This is a genomic window from Cohnella rhizosphaerae (assembly GCF_029525575.1).
In the GTDB taxonomy this organism is placed as follows: domain Bacteria; phylum Bacillota; class Bacilli; order Paenibacillales; family Paenibacillaceae; genus Cohnella; species Cohnella rhizosphaerae.
On record NZ_JAPDIA010000008.1, the window covers coordinates 1,500,096 to 1,525,596 of the forward strand.

Below are 25,501 nucleotides of genomic sequence, written 5' to 3' on the forward strand. Positions count from 1 at the left end.
GCTCCTTCCCGTGACGGTTCTAGTATCGCGCCAGCTCCAGCATGGCCGCCTTCAGCTTTTCCTTGTTCAGCATGAATTGCTTTTCGCCAACCGGATTGTAAGGCATGGCAGGCGCGTCGGGACCGCAAAGACGGCGGATGGGAGCGTCGAGGTCGTAGAGCATCTCCTCGGCGATGATCGCGGCGACTTCGCCGCCGACGCCGCCGGTCTTGTTGTCCTCGTGAACGATCAGCACCTTGCCGGTACGCGCGGCCGCTTCGAGGATGCCCTCGCGATCGAGCGGCTGGATCGTGCGCAGGTCGAGAATGTGCGCCTCGATGCCTTCCTCGCGCGACAGCTCCTCGGCGGCTTGCATCGCAAAATGGAGCGGCATGCTGTAGCTGATCACCGTGATGTCGCTGCCCTCGCGCAGCACGTTCGCCTTGCCGATCGGTACCGTGTATTCGCCCTCGGGCACCTCGTCGCTAACGAGACGGTAGCATTTTTTATTTTCGAAAAAAAGGACGGGATCCGGGTCGCGAATCGCGGCGATGAGCAGGCCCTTGGCGTCATAGGCGGTCGCGGGCGCGACGATCTTGAGGCCCGGCGTGCCGAAAAACACCGATTCGGTGCACTGCGAATGGTACAGGCCGCCGAACACGCCGCCGCCGATCGGCGCGCGGATGACGACGGGGCAGCTCCAGTCGTTGTTCGAACGATAGCGGATCTTCGCCGCCTCGCTGATGATCTGGTTGGCCGCCGGAAACATGAAGTCGGAGTACTGCATCTCGGCGATCGGCCTCATGCCCGCCATCGCGGCGCCGATCGCGACGCCGGCGATCGCGGATTCCGCCAGCGGCGTGTCGATGGCCCGATCCTCGCCGAACTGCTGCTGCAGTCCCCGGGTCGTACCGAAAACGCCGCCTTTTAGACCGACGTCCTCGCCCAGCACGAACACGCTGTCGTCCCGTTCCATCTCTTCCTTCATCGCCAATCGGATGGCGTCGATATATTCGATTACCGGCATGCGTTAGCGCACCTCCCCGTCGTCTTCGGCGTACACGTAGCGGAAGGCGTCCTCCGCCGACTGGTACGGCGCTTGCTCGGCATAGGCCGTCGCCTCGTCGAGTTCCTTGCGGATGCGCTGCTGAAGCGCCTGCTCCCGATCTTCCGACCATAGCCCGAGCTGCTCCAGATACGCGCGGAATGCCGGCAGCGCGTCCTTCGCCCGGTTCGCGTCGACCTCTTCCTTCGTGCGGTAGGCCATGTCGTTGTCCGACGTCGAGTGCGGCGTCACGCGGTACGTCATAATCTCCACCAGCGTCGGTCCTTCGCCGGCCAGCGCGCGCTCGTGCGCCTCGCGGAAGACGCGGTACACCTCAAGCGGATCGTGGCCGTCGACCCGGATGCCGGGGAAGCCGTAGCCGAGCGCGCGGTCGCTGATGCGGCCGGCCGTCTGCTTGGACAGCGGCACCGAGATCGCGTACCCGTTGTTCTCGCAGACGAAGATGACGGGCAGCTTCTGCACGCCCGCGAAGTTGCAGCCTTCGTGAAAATCGCCCTGGTTGCTCGAGCCCTCGCCGAACGACACGATCGCGACGGACGATTCGCCGCGAATTTTCGAGGCGAGCGCGAAGCCGACCGCGTGCGGCACCTGCGTCGTAACCGGACTCGAGCCCGTCGCGATGCGCAGCCTGCGGCAGCCGAAGTGCGCGGACATCTGGCGTCCGGCGCTGTTCGGGTCTTCGCCCTTGCCGTAAAGCGCCAGCATCAGCTCTTTGACGGTCATGCCGACCGACAGCACCAGGCCGTAGTCGCGGTAATAAGGGAGAAACCAGTCTTTGTCGCGGTCCATGGCAAAGCCCATCGCCACCTGCGACGGCTCCTGCGTAATGCCCGATATGTGGAAGTTCACCTTCCCGGCGCGCTGCAGCACCTGGCCGCGCTCGTCGAATTTGCGCGCGAGCATCATCGTCTCGTACATGGCGACGGCCCGCTCGTCCGTCAAGCCCAGCGCGATATGCCGCGCTTGTCGTTCTACGCTGCCTTTCTGGGTCATGAAGCGTCCCTCCCGGCTTTTCGTTTTCGGATTCGTTTTTAGAAGTTGTCGTTAGTGCTATAACCTGGTCTTAATACTTGAACCTAGAACCTATTATACAGCGGTACGTTCGAAAAAGAAACCGCGGGCGGAGGTGTCGGGCTAATCGCCTCGCCTCGGTCGCGATCCGCTCAAGCGTGCGCATCGACTTCGGCCGTCTAACGCAAAACGGTCTCGCCTGAGTCGCTGGCGAAACCGCATGCGCGAAGCGCCGGCGGCAAAAGCCGGGCGCTGCTTCCCTTATGAACCGTGCGCCGCGGAGCCGGAGACGGCCTGCATCACTTCCTGCATCGCTTCGGACAACGTCGGATGCGGATGAATGGCGCGGCCGATCTCCCACGGCACCGCGTCGAGCAGCTTCGCGAGCGAGGCTTCGGCGATCAGATCGGTCGCGCGGGGACCGACGATATGGACGCCGAGCAGGTCGCCGGTCTTGCGGTCCGCGATCGCCTTCGCGAAGCCTTCGGGCTCGCCGTGCACGAGCGCCTTGCCGAAGATGCGCATCGGCAGCTTCACCGCGCGCGTCTCGAAGCCCGCGGCCTTGGCCGCCGCTTCGGTCCAGCCGATGGCGGCCGCCTCCGGCCGGCTGTAGATGGCCCGGGGCACGTCCCGGTCGGGCGTGCGGGCGATCGGCTGCCCGAGGATATGGGCGACCGCGACTTCCGCCTCGTGCATCGCCGCGTGCGCCAGCTGGACGCCGCCGATGACGTCGCCGACGGCGTAGATGTGCGGCTCTCCGGTCTGCAGCGTCGCCGGATTGACCGACACGAAGCCCCCGCTCGCCTTGACGTCCGTATTTTCGAAGCCGAGGTTGTCGACGTTGCCGACGCGGCCGACGGATACGAGCATGCGCGCCGCCGCTAGCGTCTCGGCGCCGCCGGCGGCCGTTCCGATCGTTGCCGATACGCGTCCCTCCGACACCGTGCAGGACGAAGCGTCCAGCTTCGCGCCCAGAAGCAGCTTTACGCCTCGCTTCTCAAGCTGGCGCGCCAGCTCCGTCGAGATATCCTTGTCTTCGCCGGGCAGCAGGCGATCCGCCGTCTCGACGAGCGTGACCGCCGTGCCGAAGTCTCCGAGCATCGAAGCCCATTCGATCCCGATGACGCCGCCCCCTACGATGATCGCGCTGGCCGGGAGCGACGCCCAGGAGAGCGCTTCGTCGCTCGTCACGACGTTCGTTCCGTCGTACGGCAGTCCTTCGATTCTGCGCGGTCGCGAACCCGTCGCCAGGATGAGGTGGCGGGGCACGACGGTCTCGGACTCGCCGTCCTCGAGCTCGACGGCGATGGCGCCGCCGCGCGGCGAGAAGATCGACGGGCCGGTCAGACGGCCAGCGCCTTTAATGACCTGAATGCGATTTTGCTTCATGAGCGCTTCTACGCCTTTGTGAAGCTGGGCCACGACGCCATCCTTGCGGTTCATGACGGCGCTCCAGTCCACGCTTGCGTCCTGCGCGCCGGCCAGCCGGATGCCGTAAGCTTCCGCGTCCCGGACGGTAGCGTACACTTCGGCGCTGCGAAGCAGCGCCTTGCTCGGGATGCAGCCGCGATGCAGGCAGGTGCCGCCTAGCTTGTCCTTTTCGATTATGGCCACGCTTCGTCCGGCCTGGGCGGCGCGCACGGCGGCGGTATACCCGCCGGGACCGCCGCCAAGAATAGCGACATCGACTTCGATTGGCATGAGTGTTCCTCCGGAAAATTAGGCTATTAGGCTTTGGAGACGCATGAAATATGTATATAGAGCCTGGCGTCGTCGAAAAATACGAGGCATTCCTGAATTCTGCCGACCCTACCATTATAACGTCTCGAGACGCAACAAAAAAGTTCGCGGCGGCAGCGCATTCCGATCGGCCCAGTTACAACCATTTTTGTTAAAGCCGAACGATACCCGAGACGCTTGCGTTTTACGTTCTCATTTACAATAGACATATTCTCGATAAATCGCTATCATTAGAGCATAGAACAGGAAGGTGGACATGACCGTTGAAGCTCGTCATCTCGCGCTTGATCGCCATTCTCATGCTCGTCGTGCCCGGCATCGCCGCCGCATACGGCTTCCTGCTGATGAAGGACGCCTTGTTCGATTATTTCGCGCAGTTCGGGAACGTGAGCCTGCCCGATCCCCATTTTGACCTATGGCGATTTTTGCTTGGATTCGTCCTCTTTCTCGCCGGCGTCGGCTTCATCGGCGGCTGGATTTTTTTCCGCGATCGCAAGCACAATTACGTGTCGCCGCGCTTTCGCGCCAAGCGTCCGCCGCGGCCTCCGCGCGACGGCAGCAAGTCTGGCGGCCAATAAAAGGCTTTAAAAAAGGAATGGCGTCTTCGCGGCGCTATTCCTTTTTTCATATCCCGCGACTCCCGCGACGACGCGGACAGTCCCCTGTCCGGCACGCCGGCCGTCCGGTAAGCGCTCGGCGTACAGCCGTATATGCCGCGGAACAGCTTGATAAAATAGCTGAAGTTATCGAACCCCGCCTCCAGCGCCACCTCGGAGATCGTCGAATCGGACGCGGACAGCCTTCCGGCCGCATATCGGATTCGGTACCGGTTGAGATATTCGACCGGCGTCCTGCGCATATACGCCTTGAACATGCGGCTGAAGTGCCCCTCGCTCATGCCCGCCACGCCGGCCAGCTCCCGCAGGCTCAGCTTGCGCGCGAAATTCGTCTCCATGTAAACCAACGCCTCTTTCAACCGTTCCGCCGCATGGCTCTCGCCTTCGTCCGCTTGCGATCGCGGTTGCCATTGGCCCGCGTCGATCAGGTCCGCGATCAGATTCAGCAAGCCGGCTTTAACCCTCAGCTCTCTGGCCGGTTCGGCGGCATGCTCGAGCGCTTGCAGCTCGGCGATCCTCGCGACCGCCGACTTGCCCCAGGGCGTATCCCGCGTCCAATGATGCGGCGGTCCCGAACGCCCGCGCTGCAGCGGACGCAGGTAGCGCGCGGAAATCGCGTCGTCGGGGCCTCCGTCCAGCCAGCCGAGATCGCACACGAGCGCTTCGTACGCACAGTCCGAAGCGTCGAGCGGATATCCGCCGTGCAGCAAGCCGCCGGGTATGAACAAAGCCTCTCCTGCGGACACTTCGTAAGCGGACAATCCGATCTGGAAAATGGCGCGGCCGGACGTCACCCTTAGAAACTCGATCTCCTCATGCCAATGAAAATCGAGAATGCCTTCTTGAGGCGTGCGCGCCTGCTGATAGAAGCCGACCGGGAAGCCCGGCGTGCCGTGGCGGCGGTCCTCTTTTAACAATTTATTGTCCACATAAAACCTCTCGTCTCATAATCGTGTTATTTATAAGCATAATATTGCAAGAAAATCGATAAATCAATCGGTATTATGTTAATTATAGAGAGCGTTTACTTGGCACCCCAACAGGAGGTTCGATTGTATGAAATTCAGCAACGGCTATTGGATGACCCGCGAAGGCTTCGAAGTATTGACGCCTTACGAGGTTCACAGCATCGACATCGCGCCGAACAAACTGACCGTATTCGCGCCGCACCGACATCTGGAGCATCGCGGCAATACGCTGAACGAGGCGCTCACGACGCTCGAATTCGATTCTCCGATTCCCGACGTCATACGCGTGAAGCTGTATCATCATAAAGGGCGCCGAAGATTGACGCCGGGCTCGTTCCCGCTCGTCGGCGGCGAAGCGGGCGCCGACGTGTCGATCGAGGACGGCGATGACCGCGTTACGTTGACCAGCGGCGATACGAGCGTCATGGTCTCGAAGGCGCATCCGCTCCGCATTACGTATACGTACAAGGACCGCAAGCTGACCGGGAGCGGATTCCGTCAGACCGGCTTCGTCAAAGGCGCGGACGGCGTCCACTATTTTCGCGAGCAGCTCGATCTGGCCGTCGGCGAGACGGTATACGGACTCGGCGAACGCTTCTCCGCTTTCGTCAAAAACGGCCAAAGCGTCGATATCTGGAACCAGGACGGCGGTACGGCTTCCGAGCAAGCTTACAAAAACGTGCCGTTCTACGTAACGAACCGCGGCTACGGCGTGTTCGTCAATCATCCCGAACTCGTCTCGTTCGAGGTTGCATCGGAGAAAGTATCCAAAACGCAGTTCAGCGTGCAAGGCGAACAACTCGAGTACATGATCGTCGGCGGCGAATCGTTGAAGGACGTGCTGGCCAACTATACGTCGCTCACCGGCAAGCCCGCGCTCCCTCCTTCCTGGACGTTCGGCTTGTGGCTGACGACGTCGTTCACCACGAATTACGACGAAGAGACCGTGAACAGCTTCGTTGACGGCATGGCGCAGCGCGATCTCCCGCTGTCCGTTTTTCACTTCGACTGCTTCTGGATGAAGGAGTACCAGTGGTGCGACTTCGAATGGGACGAGCGCGTATTCCCTGATCCGAAGGGCATGCTCGATCGCCTGAAGGCAAAGGGGCTCAAGATTTGCGTCTGGATCAACTCTTATATCGCGCAGCGCTCCAAGCTGTTCGACGAAGGCATGGCGAACGGCTATCTGCTCAAGCGGAAGGACGGCAGCGTCTGGCAGACGGACCTGTGGCAGTACGGCATGGGCATCGTGGACTTCACGAATCCGGACGCCTGCCGCTGGTTCGGCGACAAGCTGCGCGCGCTCGTCGATATGGGCGTCGATTGCTTCAAGACCGACTTCGGCGAGCGAATCCCGACCGAGGACGTCGTCTATTTCGACGGTTCCGATCCCGAGCAGATGCACAACTATTACACGCAGCTGTACAACAAAGTCGTATTCGACGTGCTCGAGGAGAAAAAGGGCCGCGGGGAAGCGGCGCTGTTCGCCCGCTCGGCGACGGCGGGCGGCCAGCAGTTCCCGGTGCACTGGGGCGGGGATTGCGAGGCGACGTTCGAATCGATGGCGGAAAGCCTGCGCGGCGGCCTGTCGCTCGGTCTCTCGGGTTTCGGCTTCTGGAGCCACGACATCGGCGGCTTCGAGCAGAGCGCGACGCCCGACCTGTACAAGCGCTGGGTCGCCTTCGGACTGCTGTCCAGCCACAGCCGGCTGCACGGCAGCACCTCCTACCGGGTGCCATGGCTGTTCGACGAAGAAGCGGTCGACGTGCTCCGCCGCTTCACCAAGCTGAAGGCGAGCCTCATGCCTTACCTGTTCGCCCAGGCGGCCGCGTCCAGCCGCTTCGGTCTTCCGATGATGCGGGCGATGCTGCTCGAGTTCGGCGAGGACCCGGCATGCGACTACCTGGATCGCCAGTTCATGCTCGGCGACGCCCTGCTCGTCTCGCCGATCTTCAACAGCGAAGGCGAATCGGCCTATTACCTGCCGAAAGGCAGATGGACACACTTCCTGTCCGGCGAAGTCGTCGAGGGCGGGTCGTGGCATCGCGAGACATACGATTACATGAGTCTGCCGCTGTACGCCCGCGAAGGATCGCTGATCGCGGTCGGCGCAACCGAAGATCGTCCCGACTACGACTATACGGACGGCGTGACGCTTCACCTGTTCGAGCTCGGCGACGGCACGTCGGCCTCGGCCGATATCGTCGGCGAAGACGGTGCCGTTCGGCTTACCGTCACGGTCGAGCGCAGCGGCGGCACGATCTCGGCGACGGCTTCCGGCGCAGCCGCCGATACCGCCGACTGGTCGATCCAGCTGCGCGGGATCGAAGCGGTCCGCGCCGTCTCCGGCGGCGAGGCGTCCAAGGCGGACGGGCTCGGACTGAAGGTTCGCCGCTTGGCAGGCGACAACCGCATCGTCATCGCGCTTTAAAATTGTCTTAGTAAGCAGAAAGGAGCCGCCCCGATCGTCATGAAATTGACGATTGGGGCGGCTCCTTTCTATTGTTGACGGACCTAAGCGATAGCATGGACGTACGTCGTGCTATTACCTGGCCCTCGCCAGCAAATAAATAAAATACGGCGCGCCGATGATCGCGACGATGATGCCCGTCGGGGTGTCGGAGACGCGGCTGATCGTATCGGCCGCGATCAGCAGCACGCTGCCGGACAACGCCGATGCGGCCAGCAAAATCTCGTGCTTCGAGCCGACGAGGCGCCTGGCGAGATGCGGACCGATCAGCCCGATGAAGCTGATCGCGCCGCCGACCGCGACGCAAGCTGCCCGCCAGCGCGACCGCCGCGAGGAGCAATAGCAGCCGCTCGCGCTGCAGTCTGGCCCCCAGTCCCACGGACAGCTGGTCGCCCAGGCTGAGCACGTTCAGCGTCCGGGCCTTGGACATGACGAACGGGATCAGCACCGCCATCCACGGCAGCAGCGTCAGGACGAACTTCCAGTTGGCGCCCCACAGGCTGCCTGCGAGCCAGGTCGCGGCGAACTGATATTGCTCCGGGTTGAGACGCTGCGTCAGGACGATGATCGCCGCGCTGATGCCCGCCTGCACCGCGATGCCCACGAGCACGAGGCGGAGCACGGAGATGCCGTCCGACTTTTTTGTAAGCGAGGAAGTAGACCGCCGCGCCCGCCGCCGCCGCGCCGAAAAACGCCAGAAACGGCAGCGTATAGGGCGGAGAGGCGCCGATGGAAGGGCGCAGGGCGACGAACAGGATGACCATCAAGCTCGCGCCCGCGTTGACGCCGATAAGACCGGGATCGGCCAGCGGATTGCGCGTAATGCCCTGCAAGATACAGCCGGCCAGCGCGAAGCCGGCGCCGACGAGCACCGAGATGACGATGCGGGGCAGCCGGAACTGGAACAAAATGAGCGACTGCTTGTCCGTCCCGTAGCCGAGCAGCGTCCTGCCGACATCCAGCGGACTGAGCCGAATAAAGCCGGTATTCATGCTGACGACGAACACGACGACGACGAGCAGCGCCAGGCCGACGACCGCAGACCAGGCCTTCGCCCTGCGCTTCGTGTCCGAGGCCGCGTATATCGACTTCGCTGCCATTACAGCTCCCTCCCTTCGCGCCTGGCCAGATACAGAAGGAACGGAACGCCAAGGATGGCGATAAGCGCGCCCACCGGCGTCTCCGAGCCGGGACGCACCATTCTCGCGCCGAGATCGGCGAGGACGAACAACAGCGCGCCTAATATCGCCGAGCACGGCACGATCCACCGGTAGCTGACGCCGACGAGATAGCGGGTAATATGCGGCACCATCAGGCCGATAAAGCTGACGAAGCCGACGACCGACACCGATGCGCCGGCCAGAATCAGGACGACGACGGCCCCGATCAGCTTGATCCACCCGACCCGCACCCCGATGCCCGCGGCCGTCTCGTCGCCCAGGCTTAACAGCGTGATATAACGCGCCAGCAACATGGCCGCGAGCAGCCCGCCGCCGATCCACCACAGGATGACGTCCACCTGCGCCCAGCGCACGCCGGCGGCGCCGCCGAACAACCAGAAGTCCAGGCTTTGGCCAATCCGGTACTTCAAAGCGATGCCTTCGCTGATCGCGAGCAGCAGCGCCGATACGGCCGAGCCTGCGAGCGCCAGCCGGACCGGCGTGAGCCCGCCCCTGGACAGGCTGCCGAGCCCGTAGATCAGCGCCGTGGCGCCGGCAGCGCCGGCGAACGACATCCAGATGAGCTGGCCGAACAGCAGGTGGGGAATAAAAGCAAAGCAGATCGCCAGCATGAAGCCGGCGCCCGCGTTGATTCCGAGCAGCCCGGGATCGGCCAGCGGATTGCGCGTCATGCCCTGCATGACGGCGCCCGCGACCGCGAACGCTGCTCCGGTGAGCGCGCAAGCGAGCGTTCGGGGCATCCGAAGCGAGCGAATGATCTGATGATCCGTCAGATCGCGGTTAAAATGCCAAATGGCGTCCCAAACGGCGGACAAGCCGATGGCCTTGGCCCCGATCGAGATCGATAATGCCATGCTGAATGCGAGCAGCGCCAAGCCGCCGATCAAGATAACGGACGCTGCCAGGGGTCTTGTTCGCGGCTTCTTCGCCGAAGCCTGCGTCGCCTCCCCGTTCGAATGCGTAGCCATAAATGCAATACCTGCCTCGACTGTAACGTTAAGCGGCTAGCGCGCCGCGCTGAACTGCGCCTGGTGCAGACGACTGTAGATGCCGCCTGTCCGTACGAGCTCCTCGTGCCTGCCTTGCTCCGCGATGCCGTCCTCGGTAACGACGACGATGCGGTCGGCATCCTTGATCGTCGCGAGCCGGTGCGCGATGATAAGCGTCGTACGGCCCGCGGACAGCTCCGCAAGCGATTGCTGGATCGCGGCTTCGGTCTCCGTATCGAGCGCCGAGGTCGCTTCGTCCAAAATGAGAATCGGCGGATTTTTCAAAAACATGCGCGCGATCGCGAGTCTCTGCTTCTGTCCGCCTGACAGCTTCACGCCTCGCTCGCCGATGACCGTATCCAGGCCGAGCGGCTGCGCGCGAATGAAATCTTCCAGCTTCGCTCTGCGCGCGGCCGTCCATAGCTCCTCTTCAGACGCTCCCAGCTTGCCGTAGGCGATATTTTCTCTCATCGTTCCGGCGAACAGAAAGACATCCTGTTGCACGACGCCGATCTGACGCCGCAGCGAAGCGAGCTTCATCCGGCGAATGTCGATGCCGTCGATCGTGATGGCGCCGCCCGACACCTCGTAAAAGCGCGGCAGCAAACTGCACAGCGTCGTTTTCCCCGCGCCCGAAGGCCCGACGAACGCGACGGTCTCGCCCGCCCGGATGGACAGATCGATGCCGTTCAGCGCCTTCGTATGCGACTCGTAGCCGAACGATACGTCCCGATAACGAATGTCGCCGGTCAGTTTGTCGACTTCGATCGCATCTTCCGCGTCCGACACGTCGGGCTCGGTATCCATGAGCTCGACATAACGTTTGAAGCCGGCGATTCCCTTCGGATAAAGCTCGATGACCGCGTTGATTTTCTCGATCGGCCTGAACAGGACGTTGGTCAGCAAAATAAACGCCAGAAATTCGCCGTACTTAAGCTCGCCCCGAATCACGTACCAGGCGCCCGCGACCAATACGATCAGCGATACGAGCCGCATCAGCATATAGCTTGCCGTCGAGCTGCGCGCAAGAATCTTGTAGCCGAGCAGCTTCGCCTTGCGGAACATTTGATTGTTGACGCTGAACAACGACATCTCGTGGGCCTCGTTGGCGAACGCCTGTACCACGCGAATGCCGCCGATATTGTCCTCGACCCTGGCATTGTACTCGCCCATGCTGCCGAACATTTTGTTCATGGCGCCCGTCATTTTGCCGTTAAAGTAGATCGACAGCACGATCAACACGGGTACGGTGACAAAGGTGATAATCGCCATCCCCGGATGGATGTACAGCATGAGACCGAACGCGCCGGCCAGCGTCATGACGGCGATGAACACATCCTCCGGTCCGTGGTGGGCGACTTCGCCGATGTCCATCAAATCGGTGGACATGCGGGACATGAGATGCCCGGTTTTCGTATTGTCGTAAAACTTGAACGAAAGCTTCTGGAGATGCGCGAACAGGTTGCGGCGCATGTCGGTCTCAATGTTGATGCCGAGCATATGCCCCCAGTACGTTACGACGAACTGCATGAAGGCGTTCAGCACGTAGACGGCGAGCAGGCCTCCGCAAGCCCAAAGGATCAGCTCCCAATCCTTGCCCGGCAGCAGCTTGTCGACGACCTGGTTCAGCGCCAGCGGGAATCCGAGCTCCAGCAGCGCGGCAAAAATGGCACAGCAGAAGTCGAGATAAAACAGACCTTTGTACGGCTTGTAAAAAAGACATAAAACGGCGAATCAAGTCCAGGCTCCTCCCATGCGGAAGCGGTCGCGTACGTCGGACCCGCTTCTGTGCGTCTGCGTTGTCGATTGACGAAACGCGATGTGACCAGCATACCCCGCCAGCTTCGGATGAGACAAGGGGAATGCTCGTTTCTTAATGATAATGAATATCATTATTAATTTCAACGGTTTTAACGATTGTACGACGAAATGAAAAACCGCCGCCTTCTCCGAAGAGAAAGCGGCGGCAGGCCGTTCCTGTTTGAAGCGTTTATTCGCCGGCGCTGGCGGAAGGCGACGCGGCTGCAGACGCTGCAGGGGAAGCCCCCGCAGATGCGGCCGGCTCTTCCGCCTTCGTCAACAGATTTTCGTAGCCTGCATCTTTTTTGGCAGTTTTGATCCATTCGGATGCGCCTTCGTTCACCTTTTCGTCCAGATACGCGGACTTGACCTTTTCCTTGGCCGAATCGTAGGTAGACGTCACCGCTTCCTTGCGATCCGTGACGAGGATGATGTGGAAGCCGTTCGGCGACTCGACGACGCCGCTCATTTCGTTTTTCTTCAGCTTGAAGGCGGCCGTCTCGAACTGTTCGTTCATGACGCCTTTGCCGAAGAAGCCAAGATCGCCGCCGTTTGCCTGGGAGCCGGTGTCGGTCGACTTTTCCTTGGCGACCGTCGCGAAGTCGGCGCCGCCCTTCAACTGCTTGAGTACGGCTTCGGCTTCGGCTTTGGTCGCCAGCAGGATGTGCGATGCACGAACCTGTTCGGCCGTGTCGAAGGTCGCTTTGTTGGCGTCGTAATACGCTTTGAGATCCTCTTCCTTCGGCGCAAGCTTCTTCTCGAAAATCGCGCGAAGCTCGACCTGCGGCAAAATCTGGTTTTTCTTGTAAGCTTCGAGCGTCGTGCCGCTCGACGACAGCGCGTTCTCGAAGTCGGCGTCCGTCGCGAAGTTATACTGCTGCTTGATCTTGACGACTTCCTGCGCCACCGCAGCCTCGGCGTCCGCTTCGGTCAATCCGGCTTTTTCGGCTTCGCTGTCGATCAGTTTCAGCGTCATGTAGTTGTCGAGCATGGAGCCTGCCTGGTCCTTGCCGACTTGATCGTACATGACCGTATAAAATTCGGACTTCGTAATGTCTTTCCCGTTCAGCGTGCCGACCGCGCCCTTCAGATTGCCCCCTCCGCCGTCGTTCTGGCGAATCAGGACGACCGCAAGCGCGATGACGGCGATGACGGCGACGACCCAGGGAACGATGACCGAAGCTTTAGCACCCGATGCCGCAGTCGTGTTAGACGCCGGTTCCGACGGAACTTCGGCTTCCGGCGCAATGTCTTCTTTGTCGAACGCGACAGGTCCGACCGGTCCGGTCGCCGGATCGTTCGCATCCGCGAACGTTCTTTCGTTATTTTCGTCCGACGCGCCGTTCTCTCGAACCGGGTTGTTCGGGTCCTTTTCCAAATCGCTCATTTCTATTTATCCTCCTTAAGTTTGAACGGATCATTCATCCACTATATCAAATTATGGACAAGTTACCTTAAAGCCAGCTAAAAATTGAAGCGCGTACGCATAAACTCGAGCGCCTTCCGGTTCTGATCGCCGCCGACCGCATGTCCCTGGAACGGGTAAACCTCGATCCGCTTGTCCGATTCGATCCGGTTGTAGGCTGCGTATATCGTCTCCGGCATCGTGACGGGATCCTTCAATCCGACGGAGACGAGCACCGGAATGCGGATGCGATGCGCCAGATTGATCATGTCGAAGTAGCTGAGCGTACGCAGCACGTCGTCAAGCTTGTCCGGAAAGCGGTTCAGAAAATCGGCGGCTTCCGTCAGCGAGCTTGAGGAGTTTAAAATGCCGAAATCCATGTGACACATGTTCGGAATGTGGGCGACGGCGATCGACGGCACTTCGGACATTGCCGCCGCCAGCAGCGCGAGACCGCCGCCCTGGCTGCCGCCCATCGCGCATATGCGGCCGGCATCGACTTCCGGCTGGGCTGCCGCCCACTCGAGCGCCTTCAACGCGTCAAGCGAGATCGCCTTGTAGTAACATTCGTTTTTATTCAAAATGTTTTGCGTCAGCCATCCGCGCGTCATCCCGTGCCGCTGCGCGAGCAGATTGCCCGTATCTCCGCCCTGTCCGCGTACGTCTACGGCAAAGGCGGCGATCCCCATCATCGCATATTGCGCGAAGTCTTCGGGATATCCTTTGCTGCCGGTATAGCCGTGGTAAAGCACGACGCAAGGAAGCTTGGCATCGGCGGAACGGTTTTTCGGCAAAATGAACCAGCCGTGAATGCGCGTGCTGTCAAATCCTTCGTATTCCACCCGATAGGCTTCCATGCCGCCGAGCGGCGTTTCCGTCAGCTGCCGCGTGCCGTTAAGCGGCTTGTCTTTCGCGAAAGCCAGCGTTTCGTTCCAAAATGCGTCGAGATCGGGCTCCGCGGTCAACGCCGGCAGATACTGCTCCAGATCGGCGATTCGTCTTTGTATCGCATTGTTCAACTTGTTTCCCCCAGTTCTGCTCAAGGCTCGCGTTCACTAAATGGACACAACAGGCCTATCTTACCATCGTATACCAACACTGTCGATCATAAAAAAAACGCCGCATCAACGTCGGCAGCAAGCATCCGACGATGAAGCGGCGTTTCCCGAACAACGCGAACCATTCGATTCGCTCTATTGCGCTGCCTTTGCTAGCTGACCTTGTGCTCGATCCGCAGCTTGTCCGCGACCATCGCGATGAACTCGGAGTTGGTCGGCTTCGACTTGGCGATATTGATCGTGTAGCCGAACAGATGGCTGATGCTGTCGATGTTGCCGCGCGTCCAGGCGACTTCGATGGCGTGTCGGATGGCGCGTTCGACGCGGCTAGGCGTGGTCTTGAACTTTTCGGCGATGGCCGGATACAGCGTTTTCGTGATCGCGCCGAGAATTTCGATGTTGTTGTACACCATCGTAATGGCTTCGCGCAGATACTGGTAGCCTTTGATGTGCGCAGGCACGCCGATCTCGTGAATGATGCTGGTGATGTTGGCGTCCAGGTTTTTCGGCTTGCCGATCGGCACGATATTCGACCGCGAGCCCCCGCTGAAGGAAGAGCTTGCCGACGAAGAAACGGATACCGGGATCTGCGAAGGCGTGCCCGCCAGTTGGCGAATCCGGTTTGCGAGCACATCCATGTCGAAGGGCTTCAAAATATAATAGGAGGCGCCCAGCTGTACCGCGCGTTGTGTGATGTTCTCCTGTCCGAACGCGGTGAGCATAATGATCTTCGGCATCGGGGACAGGTTCATGTCCCGCAGCTTCTCCAACACGCCGAGCCCGTCCAGGTGAGGCATAATAATATCCAGAATCATCACATCCGGAATATTCCGGGTTTCTTCCAGCTGACGGATGACCTCTTCTCCGTTGTACGCCACGCCGATGACGGTCATGTCCTCCTGCTCTTCGATGTACTCGGACAGCAGGTTGGTGAATTCTCGGTTATCGTCTGCAAGAAATACTTCAATCCGCGGCAATGTTGTATCCTCCCTCACAAGCTTAAGATAATGTTAGAAACGCTCACCGTTCCCTGCTTATCCGAATTCGACAAAGCGATTGCAATTCCTTCTTGTCGTAATTTTTTTCTTTATTTTTTTTATCCGCATAACATATAATAAAGAATTTACGTCATTTGACGATCTATTTCGTTTTTTTTCGACAAAGCGTTGTCGTAAAGGAAAGCCAAGGTAAAGCCAAAAATCCAAGGCGTCAAACCGCCTTGGATTTCGTTTGGCCGGGCTTCAGCATAATGCCCGCATCCTGAAGCATCCACTCGATATAGCAGCCGTACCCCGATGCCGGATCGTTCACGAATACATGCGTGACTGCGCCGACCAGCTTACCGTCTTGCAAAATGGGGCTGCCGCTCATGCCTTGAACGATCCCGCCGGTCCGCTTGATCAGGTCCGGATCGGTAACGCGAATGACCATCCCCTTCGTCGCCGGGGAAGACTGTCTAGACACGTGCACGATCTCGATCTTGAAGCGCTCGACCTTCTGTCCGCCGACGACCGTCCAGATCTCCGCCGGACCTTCCTTCACTTCTTCGGCAAAGGCGACCGGCACGGGCTCGGCCTGATACGCATGCCCCGGCATTTCTCCCATTTGGCCGAATATGCCGAACGGCGTGTTGCGTTCCACGTTGCCTAGGGTTTTGCTGCCGGGTACGAACTCCGCCCGCTTCTCGCCCGGATCTCCGTTTTCGCTTTTGGCGATCGACGTGACGTTCGACTGCAAAATTTGCCCGCTGCCTACCGTGATCGGCGTTTGCGTATCCATATCGGTAATGACATGGCCCAGAGCGCCATATACGCCCTGATCCGGCGCGTAGAAGGTCAACGTGCCGACACCGGCCGCGGAATCGCGGATATAGAGGCCGATGCGCCATGCTTTGTCCTCGTGGTCGTAAACCGGCTTAAGCGTCGTTCGAAATTGGGATTTGCCGCGCTGAACGACCAGTTGGAGCGGCTGCCCCGACGTTCCTGCCTGCTTCGCGAACGGAGCGACGCGCTTGACGTCGTTAACCGGTTCTCCGTTAATCGAAACGATCAGGTCGCCCATGCGCAGTTTGGCTTCTTCGCCCGGCGAAACCCGCGACTGTTCGCCCGTTTGAACGAGATGGTGGCCGACCACCATGATGCCCGCCGATTTGACCTTCACGCCGATAGTTTGGCCGCCGGGAATGACTTTGAGATCCGGAACGACCTGCAGCTTGACGGTTTTGAACGGAATTCGGCCGAATAGCTTCAGCTTCAGTTCTGTCTGACCGCTGCGCTTGGAATGAATGGACACCGGATGATTGAGATCGATCCGCACGTTCGCGCTTGCCGAGCCGTTGACTTCAGCTACGTTCGAATCCAGCGATCCCTGCGCATGCACGGGCATCGCGTAATGAAGATGCTTGTCTTGTCCCTCGAACAACCGAAGCTCATTCGGGAATGCGGCATAATGACGCATCGGTGCGGAACAGACGGCAAATCCTAGAATAAGCGCTAGGAATAGACCAAAAACGCGACGCCAGGAGGACTTCCCGTTCAAGTTCTCACCACTTCCCTACAGACTACACCGGCGAACCGTGACACTGCCCGGCGACGTAACTATAAGGTAACCGCGGCCTCCCCCTTTTATGTTGCCGAAAACCTTCCTTGGATCACGAATTTACGCGTCCTGACGCGATTTTTGAGCTTCCGCCAGCGTTAACATTTCTTGCGCGTGATGGCGGGTCCGATCTGTGACTTCCACGCCGCCCAGCATGCGGGCGAGCTCCTCAACGCGTTCGTCGGCGTTCAGCATCCGCACGCGGGTCGACGTCCGGCCGTCGTCGGTGACGCGCTTGGCAATCTCGAATTGGTCGTCCGCCATGCAGGCCACCTGCGGCAGATGGGTAATGCAGAACACCTGGCAGTGCGCCGCCAGCCTGGACAGCTTGTCGGCGACGGATTGGGCCGCGCGGCCGCTGACGCCCGTATCCACTTCGTCGAAAACGAGGACCGGGATCTGATCGATTCGGGCAAAAATCGCCTTTAAAGCAAGCATGACCCGGGACATTTCGCCTCCCGAAGCGATCCGCGCGAGCGGCTTCGGGGGCTCGCCCGGATTGGTGGAGAGCAAGAATTCCGCCGCATCCGTTCCGGTAGGCGTCAAATGCTCGGTGCTCAACAACCTTACCTCGAAAGCCGCACGCTCCATCTGCAGCCCCTTAAGCTCCTGCTCGATCTCCGAAGCGAGCAGCGCGGCGGTTTCCCTGCGGATCGCGCCGAGACGCCCGGCTAAGGCTCTGAGCTCGGCTTCGAGCCGCACTTCTCGTTCGTTGAGCTCCTTGAGGAGTTCGTCGCGATTTTCGAGCCGCTGCGTATCTTCCTGAATTCGGGCATAATAGTGCAGGATGTCCTCCACGCTCTCGCCGTACTTGCGGCGAAGTCCGAACAGAAGATCCATCCGCGTCTCGATTTCGGAAAGCCGTTCCGGATTGAATTCGATGCTTTCCTTGTAATCGCGCAGCTGATAAGCGACGTCTTCGGCGGCATAATAAGCCGACTGCAGCTGTTCGACTAAAGGTCCCAGTTTGGCCGGATCGACCTTGACGATGTCCTCGAGCTTCGCGATGGCTTTGGACATAATGCTTAGCCCCTTGTTGCCGTAAAGCAAGTCGTAAGCTTCGGTCGCGGACTCCGCCAGCTTCTCGGCGTGCGCGAGCTTGCGCCTTTCGTCGGCGAGCGACTCGTCTTCGCCCGGCTTCAGGCGAGCCTCGGCGATTTCCTCGAGCTGATAGCGATACAAATCGAGCATCTGCATCTGCTGGCGGGTGAGCTCGTCAAGCTCTCGTCGTTCGCGGCTGACCGTCGCGTACTCCCTGTACCGGTTCTGGTATTCGGATTTGAGTTCGGCGACGGCATCTCCGGCAAAGGAGTCGAGCCATTCCAGGTGGCGATCGGTTCGGAGCAGCGATTGATGCTCGTGCTGTCCGTGGATATTCACAAGATTTTCGCCGATCTCGCGCAGCATCGTCAGCGTCACATGCTGCCCGTTTACGCGCGCGGACGATTTGCCTTGCGCCTGCAGCTCGCGCCGCACGAGCAGCGCTTCGTGCGGATCTGCGTTCACCCCGTGGCGGTCGAGCACGCCCCATACAGGATGCGCAGGATCAAGATCGAATACCGCTTCGATCTCCGCTTTGTCGCAGCCGTGGCGGATCATCTCGGCGGACCCGCGTCCGCCCGCGATGAGACCCAGCGCATCGATAATGATCGATTTGCCCGCCCCGGTCTCGCCTGTCAGCACCTCGAACCCTCGCCTGAACGATACCCGAATGTTTTCGATGACCGCCAAGTGGCGAATAGACAGCTCTTGCAGCATATGCCGCTCATCCTCCCCAGCCTGCGCAGATCGTCAGGCTTTTAACGAATAATGTCCAATATGCGGTTGACGATCTCTTCTCCCTGCGGCTTCGTGCGGCAAATGAGCAAGGTCGTATCGTCTCCCCCGATCGTCCCGACGATCTCGGGCCAATCCATGCCGTCCAGCAGCGAGGCGATCGTGCCGGCCGTACCGGGCAGACACTTTAAGACGACCAGATTTTCGGCGGCTTCCGCATGAATAAAGTGGTCCATCATCGCCCGCTTCAGCTTCATCGTAGGATTGAAACGTTGATCCTGCGCGATCGCGTATTTATATCTGCCGTCCCCGAGCGGTACCTTGATGAGCTGCAGCTCCTTGATATCCCGGGAGACGGTCGCTTGCGTCACGTTAAAGCTCTGGGCGCGGAGGGCTTCAACCAGGTCTTCCTGCGTCTCGATATCGCTCGCGCCGATCAGTTCGCGAATTTTCCTTTGTCGCTGACCTTTCATTCTTTGCCCTCCTCTATTTTGAATCTTACCGTTCGGAGCGTCCTGTCGCGCATATCCGCGACGATCACGCCTTCGCATTCGGGAAACAATAGCGCATACACGAGCAGCCGCTCCCGAATCCCGCTCGCCGTCCAATCCATCGGCTGTCTGGGCCGTTCGAGCTTAACGAGATAGTAACGCTCTTCCTTGGAAGCAATGTAGTCGAAATACAAGCGTGTCGCTTCGTACGGCCCGTCGTCGACCGAAACGCCTAAAGGAATCCGATGCTTGCCGGAGAGCGCCTCGTAACCATGTTCGCGCAACAGTGCCGCCGCTTCGTCTTCGTCGTCGGGCGCGCCGTCCCGCGCCAGCCTGCGCAGACGGGAGCTGGGCGGCTCGTGCAGCCAATGCCTGAACCTGCGCCAGACCCACCATATAATCGCCGCTACCGCGGCTGCAAATATGAGACCGTCTCCGAACCGAGCCATCGTCCCGCCTCCTCCGCTTCCTGTTTCATTCGCGGCGGCTTGCAGGGTTTCCTCTTTTGGAGCAAGCAAAAAAACCGGTGCGGTCGGCGCTTGCGCGCCAACCGGCCGGCCGTGCTTCGGCGGACGCGGAATCGCTCGGTCGTCTCGCGGCCTGACGGCCTGACGGCCCGGACCGATTGCCGATGCCGGATATCTCTTCTGAATCGACGGAACGTCATCAATGCCGTTATGAACGACTCTTGAACCTGGCCGACGCTTCTTCGACGACGCTCACAAGCAGGCTGTCGTCGTAGTCGCCGTCCGGCGGCTGTTCGCCGGTCGGACCGAACGAAGGATCTTGCACCTGCCAATACGCGAGAAATTCGATATTCCCCCTCGCCGCCGGTAATCGGGGAATACGTCAGGCCGCGCAGCGCGAAGCCCAGCGTCCCGGCCGCCGACAACACTTCGCGCAGCACGCCGAGATGGACAACCGGATCGCGAACGACGCCGGACTTGCCAACCTGGTCGCGTCCGGCCTCGAATTGAGGCTTGACGAGCGCCACGATGCCGGCTCCGGGTTCAAGCAGCGGGCGCAACGCGGGCAATATGAGCTTTAGGGAAATAAAGGACACGTCGATCGAAGCGAAAGCCGGCGACGGCCCCGTCAATTGATCGGACGTCATGTGTCTGAAATTGCAGCGCTCCATCACGCAAACCCGCGGATTTTGCCGCAGGCTCCAGTCGAGCTGGTTGTAGCCGACGTCGATCGCGTAAACGAACGAAGCGCCATGCTGCAGGGCGCAGTCCGTGAACCCGCCGGTCGAAGCGCCGATATCGATCATGACCGTATCCTTCAAATCGATGCCGAATTCGCGAATGGCCTTTTCCAGCTTGAGGCCGCCGCGGCTCACGTAAGGGTGGACGGCGCCTTTGACGGTCAATGCCGACTCGCGCGGAATCTTGGTTCCCGGCTTATCCACTTGCTCGGTGCCGACGAGGACAAGTCCGGCCATAATGGCAGACTGTGCCTTCGAACGGCTCTCGAAAAAGCCTTGTTCGACGAGCAGCGTGTCGATTCGCTCCTTGGGGATCGTCGACATCGCCTTAATTCGCCGTCTGCCGCTGACGCTTGAGCAGCGCGAACGAGCGAAGGTGCTTGACGACCTCTTCCGCGGTCAAGCCGACTTCGGCGCGCTGCTCCTTGATCGTCGCATGCTCGATGAAGCGGTCCGGAATGCCCGCGAGCTGTACGGTCGGCTGCAGACCATGCTGGGCGTAGTGTTCGAGAATCGCGCTGCCGAGCCCCCCCGACACCGCGGTCTCTTCGAGCACGAGCATCGGCAGGCGGTCCTTGGCGAGCTGCGCGAGCATGGCCTCGTCGAGCGGCTTGACGAAGCGCGCATTGACGACGCGAACGCTTAAGCCTTCGCGCTTCAGCAACTCCGCCGCTTCTTCGGCCACTTGAACCATCGGGCCGATCGCGAGGATCGCCGCGTAGTCGCCTTCCCTAACGACCTCCCAAGATCCGATCGGGATCGGCGCGAGTTGCTCGTCCATCGCCACGCCTCTTCCTTGCTCCCGCGGGTAGCGGATCGCGATCGGGCCTTCGTCGTAAGCGACCGCCGTCGCCATCATGCGGCGAAGCTCGTTTTCGTCCTTCGGCATCATCAGGACAAGGTTCGGAATGTGACGAAGATAAGCGATATCGTATACCCCTTGGTGCGTCTCGCCGTCGCCGCCGACGAAGCCGGCGCGGTCGATGGCGAAGATCACGTTGGCGTTGTGCCGGCAAATATCGTGAACCACCTGATCGTACGCGCGCTGCAAGAAGGTCGAATAAACCGCGTAAACCGGCTTCATGCCCTCCATCGCGAGCGCAGCGGACATCGTGGCCGCGTGCTGCTCCGCGATACCGACGTCGAACATGCGCCCCGGGAATCGCTGCGCGAAGCCGAGCAAGCCGGAGCCCCCAGGCATCGCGGGCGTGATCGCGACGATCCGTTCGTCCTTTTCGGCCAGCTCGATCAGCGTATTGCCGAACACCTCGGTATACATCGGCGGGCCGACGGGCTTAAGCACCTGGCCGGACTCGATCTTGTAGGAGCCGGTGATTCCGTGCCACTTGTGGGAGTCCGCTTCCGCCGGAGAATATCCCTTGCCCTTGACCGTCAGGATGTGGATAAGGACGGGGCCTTCGCATTTGTCCGCCTGGCGGAAAGCCTCGATCAGCTTTTCGGTATCGTGGCCGTCGACCGGTCCGAGATACTTGAGGCCGAACTCCTCGAAGAGCATGCCCGGCACGACCAGATACTTCAGGCTGTCCTTGAGCCGCTCGGCCGTCTTCGCGAGCTTGCCGCCGATCGCCGGCACCTTTCGCAGCAGCCACTCGAACTCGTCCTTCGCTTTGCGGTAGGTCTTGTCGCTGCGAACCTTGCCCAGGTAATTGTGCAGGGCGCCAACGTTGGGCGCGATCGACATCTCGTTGTCGTTCAGAACGACGGTAAGCTTCCGCTTTTCATGGCCGATATGGTTGAGCGCCTCGAGCGCCATCCCCCCGGTAAGCGCGCCGTCGCCGATGACCGCGATCACCTTGTTGGCGCGCCCTTGCATATCGCGTGCGAGCGCCATGCCCATCGCGCCGGACAAGGATGTGCTGCTATGGCCGGCCTCCCAGACGTCGTGCTCGCTTTCCGTGCGCTTGACGAAGCCGCACAGTCCGTCCTTCTGGCGAAGCGTGTCGAACCGGTCCATGCGTCCGGTCAGCATCTTGTGGACATATGCCTGATGACCCACGTCGAATAAAAACTTGTCGGACGGGCTGTCGTACAGGTAATGCATCGCCAGCGTCAACTCGACGACGCCGAGGTTGGGCGCCAGGTGTCCGCCGGTCGCGGACAGCTTTTCAATTAGAAATTGTCTGATCTCTTGGGCCAACTGAGGAAGCTCTGACATGGACAGCCGCTTCAGGTCGGTTGGACTATGGATGCTGTCGAGCAGCAATAGGAATTCCCCGCTTTCCACAAACGATTGCTATGTTGAATTGAGTCAACGCATCACGATTCGTCGATTTTAGTCTAAACGTATTATAGCATAATGGCCGTTTAAAAACTCACCCGGTTCCCCTAATCCCTCCCATTGCATACGAGTCTGCAACCCGTCCGGTGTCAAAGCCATCATCGCACTTTTCAAATCAAGTATGTACAAAAAAGACGGCGCGCCAAAATACAGCGTACACTGCCCATGCTCAATTACCCATTCGTCCGATTGGCGAAACAATCGAAAAAAGCATCCTCGCCTCGGTTCCCGGTTTGACGGAAGCCGATCGAAAATGCTTCTTTGTGCTGATCCGAAGCCCGAACCGCAGGTTAATGTTCTCTGGAAATCAATCGCATCGCGATCTGCTCCAGCCGGCCGCAGTCGGCAAGCTCTGCCGACCGGACGGCCGAGATCGCTTGCTCCGTCAAGTCCGCGACGCGCCTGCGGCTCTCCTCGAGTCCGATCAAAAAAGGATAAGTGACCTTGCCTTGGCGCTCGTCGCTGCCGACAGGCTTGCCCAGCTTGTCCTGATCGCCCGTAATATCGAGGATGTCGTCCTGGATCTGAAAAGCCAAGCCTACGTTCGTGCCGAAGCGACCGAGCGCGTCCAATTGCCGCACGCTGGCGCCAGCCGCGTGTCCGCCAGCCCGCAACGAGAACGCGATAAGATCGCTCGTCTTGTGCAAGTGGATATGCTCGAGCTGATCGATAGACGTAATCCCTTGCTCGCCTTCCATATCGTCGGCCTGTCCGCCTACCATGCCGGGGAAGCCCGCCAGACGGGCCAGATCGCGGACGACGGCCAACGTCCGTTCGGCGGAGACGCCGAGCGCGGCGGCCTCGGAGGCGACATAAAAGGCGTGCGTCAGCAGTCCGTCGCCCGCCAAGATCGCGGTCGCCTCGCCGAAAACCTTGTGGTTGGTCGGAATGCCTCGCCTGTAGTCGTCGTTATCCATCGCGGGAAGATCGTCGTGAATCAGCGAGTACGTGTGCACCATTTCCACGGCGACGGCGAACGGCATCGCGACGCTCGCGGCCTGCTCATCGCCCCGAACGGCCTCCGCCGCAGCCAGCACGAAGATCGGCCGAAGGCGCTTGCCGCCTGCGGCCAGCGAATACATGGCGGCTTCCTTCAGCCTGCCGTTGACCCGCCAATCTCCGGGTATCGCCTGCTCGAGCGCTCGCTCGACCATCGCTTTCCGGGATGCCAGATAGTCCGATATAGCTTCCTTCTGCACCTTTTCGACTACTCTCCTTTGCCGCCTGCCTCGCCTTGCTGCGGCGCGAACGGCCTGCGCTGCAAGCCGTCTCCGTCTTCCATCAGCATCTCGATCCGGCGCTCCACCTGCTCCAGCTTCTGGCCGCACAGCCTCGACAGCGCCATGCCTTCCTGATAAAGCTCGATCGCCGCCTCAAGCGGCACGTCTCCGCTCTCCAGCTTCGATACGATGCCCTCAAGCCGCTCCATCGCCTGTTCGAAGGACAGCGCCGTTTCCGATTCATTCGTCATCCCTGTTCGCCTCCCCATGCACAGCCGCTACGCTGCAAGACAGCTTGCCGTCCGCCAGCCGCACGACGAGTCTGTCGCCGGCCTTCGTTTCGCGAACGGATCTCAACAGTTTTTTTTCATCTTCATCGTAGGCCAGACTATACCCGCGGGCCATGACCTTAAGCGGACTGAGCGCATCGAGCTGACGGAGCGCGGAGCCGAAGGCGCTCCGGCCGTCCCGCGAAATGCCGCGCATCGCCGCGGTCAATGCCTTCTCCGCAACCTCTTTGCGCTTGCGCGCGTATACCGCCTGCTCGGTCGGGCTCGCTGCGGCCAGCCGGCCGGTCAATCGGGCCAGACGCTCCCTGCTGCGATCCGCGAGCGCGCCGGCCTTGTAGCCGAGCCTGTCCCGCAGCCGATCGAGCCGCTCGGCCGAAGCGAGCAGCGATCGCCTGGGCTGCGTAAATAAGGCGACCTGGCGGCGTGACGATATCGTTCGCGCGCGCGGCCGAGCTGGTTGCCGAGCGAGCGCGCCATTCGCTGTTCCAGGTGACCCAGCCGCTCTTGCAGCTCGGCGATGTGAGGCACGGCCAGCTCCGCGGCGGCCGTCGGCGTAGCGGCTCTGAGATCCGCCGCGAAGTCGGCGATCGTAAAATCCGTCTCGTGACCGACGGCCGAGATGACGGGGATCTCCGACGCGCGAATGGCGCGCGCGACCGCTTCCTCGTTGAACGCCCACAACTCCTCGAGCGAGCCGCCGCCGCGACCGACGATGAGCACGTCCGTTTCCGCCAGCCGGTTCATCGCCTGTATCGCTTTAACGATCGAGGGTGCCGCGCCGGTCCCTTGGACCGATACCGGATACAGAATGATCGCCACGGAAGGATGTCTGCGCTGCAGCGTAATAATAATATCCCGCACGGCCGCTCCCGTCGGGGACGTAATGATGCCGATGGCCTTCGGATATTTAGGAATCGGCCGCTTGGCCGCCTCGTCGAACAGCCCTTCCCCCGTGAAGCTTCTTTTTCAGCTGCTCGTAGGCGAGAAACAGGCTGCCGATGCCGTCGGGCTGCATGGCCGTCACGTAAAATTGGTACTGTCCATCCCGTTCGTAAACGGACACGCCGCCCCGCGCGATGACCTTCATGCCGTCCTTCGGCCGAAAGGGCAAGCGCTGATTGTGAGACGCGAACATAATGCTCTTGAGGCGCCCGCTCTCGTCCTTCAGCGTAAAATACATATGACCGCTGGAATGATGAGTAAAATTCGAAATCTCGCCGCGCAGCCAAATATCCTGAAGCTTGGGATCTCCCTCGAGCTTCATCTTGATGTAGCGGTTGACGTCCCGGATGCTGAGGACGCGGGCCGGTTGATCGTTCATGGCCTCGGCCCCCGT

General features: G+C 60.5%; 17 protein-coding genes and 4 pseudogenes. 2 read left to right on the forward strand and 19 right to left on the reverse strand.

What is annotated here, in order from left to right; genetic code table 11:
- Window positions 1-19: 19 nt before the first annotated feature.
- The 3 genes from OMP40_RS30670 to lpdA form a co-directional block, all read right to left on the reverse strand.
- Window positions 20-1,006, reverse strand: a complete 987-nt coding sequence (locus tag OMP40_RS30670; RefSeq protein WP_277536972.1) for an alpha-ketoacid dehydrogenase subunit beta — start codon at window positions 1,004-1,006, stop codon at window positions 20-22.
- A gap of 3 nt (window positions 1,007-1,009) precedes the next feature.
- On the reverse strand, window positions 1,010-2,038 hold the full coding sequence (locus OMP40_RS30675; RefSeq protein WP_277536973.1) for a thiamine pyrophosphate-dependent dehydrogenase E1 component subunit alpha: 1,029 nt from the start codon (window positions 2,036-2,038) through the stop codon (window positions 1,010-1,012).
- A 279-nt stretch (window positions 2,039-2,317) separates the two neighbouring features.
- The gene (gene lpdA, locus OMP40_RS30680; RefSeq protein ID WP_277536974.1) at window positions 2,318-3,757 is read right to left on the reverse strand and encodes a dihydrolipoyl dehydrogenase; all 1,440 of its coding nucleotides are present in this window, start codon (window positions 3,755-3,757) and stop codon (window positions 2,318-2,320) included.
- A 302-nt stretch (window positions 3,758-4,059) separates the two neighbouring features.
- On the opposite strand from lpdA, the gene OMP40_RS30685 reads away from it, so the two are divergent.
- On the forward strand, window positions 4,060-4,374 hold the full coding sequence (locus tag OMP40_RS30685) for a DUF2627 domain-containing protein (RefSeq protein ID WP_277536975.1): 315 nt from the start codon (window positions 4,060-4,062) through the stop codon (window positions 4,372-4,374).
- Here OMP40_RS30685 and OMP40_RS30690 read toward each other — a convergent pair.
- Entirely contained in the window at window positions 4,299-5,342 is a 1,044-nt protein-coding gene (locus OMP40_RS30690; RefSeq protein ID WP_277536976.1) for an AraC family transcriptional regulator, read from the reverse strand. The two genes, OMP40_RS30685 and OMP40_RS30690, sit on opposite strands and share 76 nt — an antisense overlap.
- A gap of 127 nt (window positions 5,343-5,469) precedes the next feature.
- Here OMP40_RS30690 and yicI point away from each other — a divergent pair, with 127 nt between their 5' ends.
- Window positions 5,470-7,812: an alpha-xylosidase gene (yicI, locus tag OMP40_RS30695; protein ID WP_277536977.1), complete on the forward strand. Its 2,343-nt coding sequence runs from the start codon at window positions 5,470-5,472 to the stop codon at window positions 7,810-7,812.
- 114 nt (window positions 7,813-7,926) lie between these two features.
- Here the strand turns inward: yicI and OMP40_RS30700 are convergent.
- From OMP40_RS30700 to xseA, 15 genes and pseudogenes are all read right to left on the reverse strand, one after another.
- A pseudogene (locus tag OMP40_RS30700) lies at window positions 7,927-8,951 on the reverse strand (FecCD family ABC transporter permease).
- Entirely contained in the window at window positions 8,951-10,000 is a 1,050-nt protein-coding gene (locus OMP40_RS30705) for a FecCD family ABC transporter permease (RefSeq protein WP_277536978.1), read from the reverse strand. Before OMP40_RS30705 ends, OMP40_RS30700 begins: the two are co-directional and overlap by 1 nt.
- Window positions 10,001-10,036: 36 nt before the next feature.
- A pseudogene (locus OMP40_RS30710) lies at window positions 10,037-11,759 on the reverse strand (ABC transporter ATP-binding protein).
- Between the two features lie 252 nt (window positions 11,760-12,011).
- Entirely contained in the window at window positions 12,012-13,208 is a 1,197-nt protein-coding gene (locus OMP40_RS30715) for a peptidylprolyl isomerase (RefSeq protein ID WP_277536979.1), read from the reverse strand.
- A 77-nt stretch (window positions 13,209-13,285) separates the two neighbouring features.
- Entirely contained in the window at window positions 13,286-14,245 is a 960-nt protein-coding gene (locus OMP40_RS30720; protein WP_277536980.1) for an acetylxylan esterase, read from the reverse strand.
- Between the two features lie 191 nt (window positions 14,246-14,436).
- Window positions 14,437-15,261, reverse strand: coding sequence for a sporulation transcription factor Spo0A (gene spo0A, locus OMP40_RS30725; RefSeq protein ID WP_277536981.1), 825 nt, complete (start codon window positions 15,259-15,261; stop codon window positions 14,437-14,439).
- A 232-nt stretch (window positions 15,262-15,493) separates the two neighbouring features.
- Entirely contained in the window at window positions 15,494-16,822 is a 1,329-nt protein-coding gene (gene spoIVB, locus OMP40_RS30730) for a SpoIVB peptidase (protein WP_277536982.1), read from the reverse strand.
- Between the two features lie 120 nt (window positions 16,823-16,942).
- A complete protein-coding gene (gene recN, locus OMP40_RS30735) occupies window positions 16,943-18,640 on the reverse strand; it encodes a DNA repair protein RecN (protein WP_277536983.1) in 1,698 nt (565 codons plus the stop codon).
- Window positions 18,641-18,681: 41 nt separating this feature from the next.
- Entirely contained in the window at window positions 18,682-19,131 is a 450-nt protein-coding gene (gene ahrC, locus OMP40_RS30740; RefSeq protein ID WP_277536984.1) for a transcriptional regulator AhrC/ArgR, read from the reverse strand.
- The gene (locus tag OMP40_RS30745) at window positions 19,128-19,598 is read right to left on the reverse strand and encodes a hypothetical protein (protein ID WP_277536985.1); all 471 of its coding nucleotides are present in this window, start codon (window positions 19,596-19,598) and stop codon (window positions 19,128-19,130) included. The genes ahrC and OMP40_RS30745 overlap by 4 nt, the downstream gene beginning before the upstream one ends.
- A gap of 226 nt (window positions 19,599-19,824) precedes the next feature.
- Window positions 19,825-20,680: pseudogene (locus OMP40_RS30750) on the reverse strand (TlyA family RNA methyltransferase).
- A 4-nt stretch (window positions 20,681-20,684) separates the two neighbouring features.
- The gene (dxs, locus tag OMP40_RS30755) at window positions 20,685-22,580 is read right to left on the reverse strand and encodes a 1-deoxy-D-xylulose-5-phosphate synthase (RefSeq protein WP_277536986.1); all 1,896 of its coding nucleotides are present in this window, start codon (window positions 22,578-22,580) and stop codon (window positions 20,685-20,687) included.
- Window positions 22,581-22,945: 365 nt separating this feature from the next.
- Window positions 22,946-23,854, reverse strand: coding sequence for a polyprenyl synthetase family protein (locus OMP40_RS30760; protein ID WP_277536987.1), 909 nt, complete (start codon window positions 23,852-23,854; stop codon window positions 22,946-22,948).
- A gap of 8 nt (window positions 23,855-23,862) precedes the next feature.
- The gene (gene xseB / locus OMP40_RS30765; protein ID WP_277536988.1) at window positions 23,863-24,126 is read right to left on the reverse strand and encodes an exodeoxyribonuclease VII small subunit; all 264 of its coding nucleotides are present in this window, start codon (window positions 24,124-24,126) and stop codon (window positions 23,863-23,865) included.
- Window positions 24,116-25,486: pseudogene (gene xseA / locus OMP40_RS30770) on the reverse strand (exodeoxyribonuclease VII large subunit). Before xseA ends, xseB begins: the two are co-directional and overlap by 11 nt.
- Window positions 25,487-25,501: the final 15 nt, after the last annotated feature.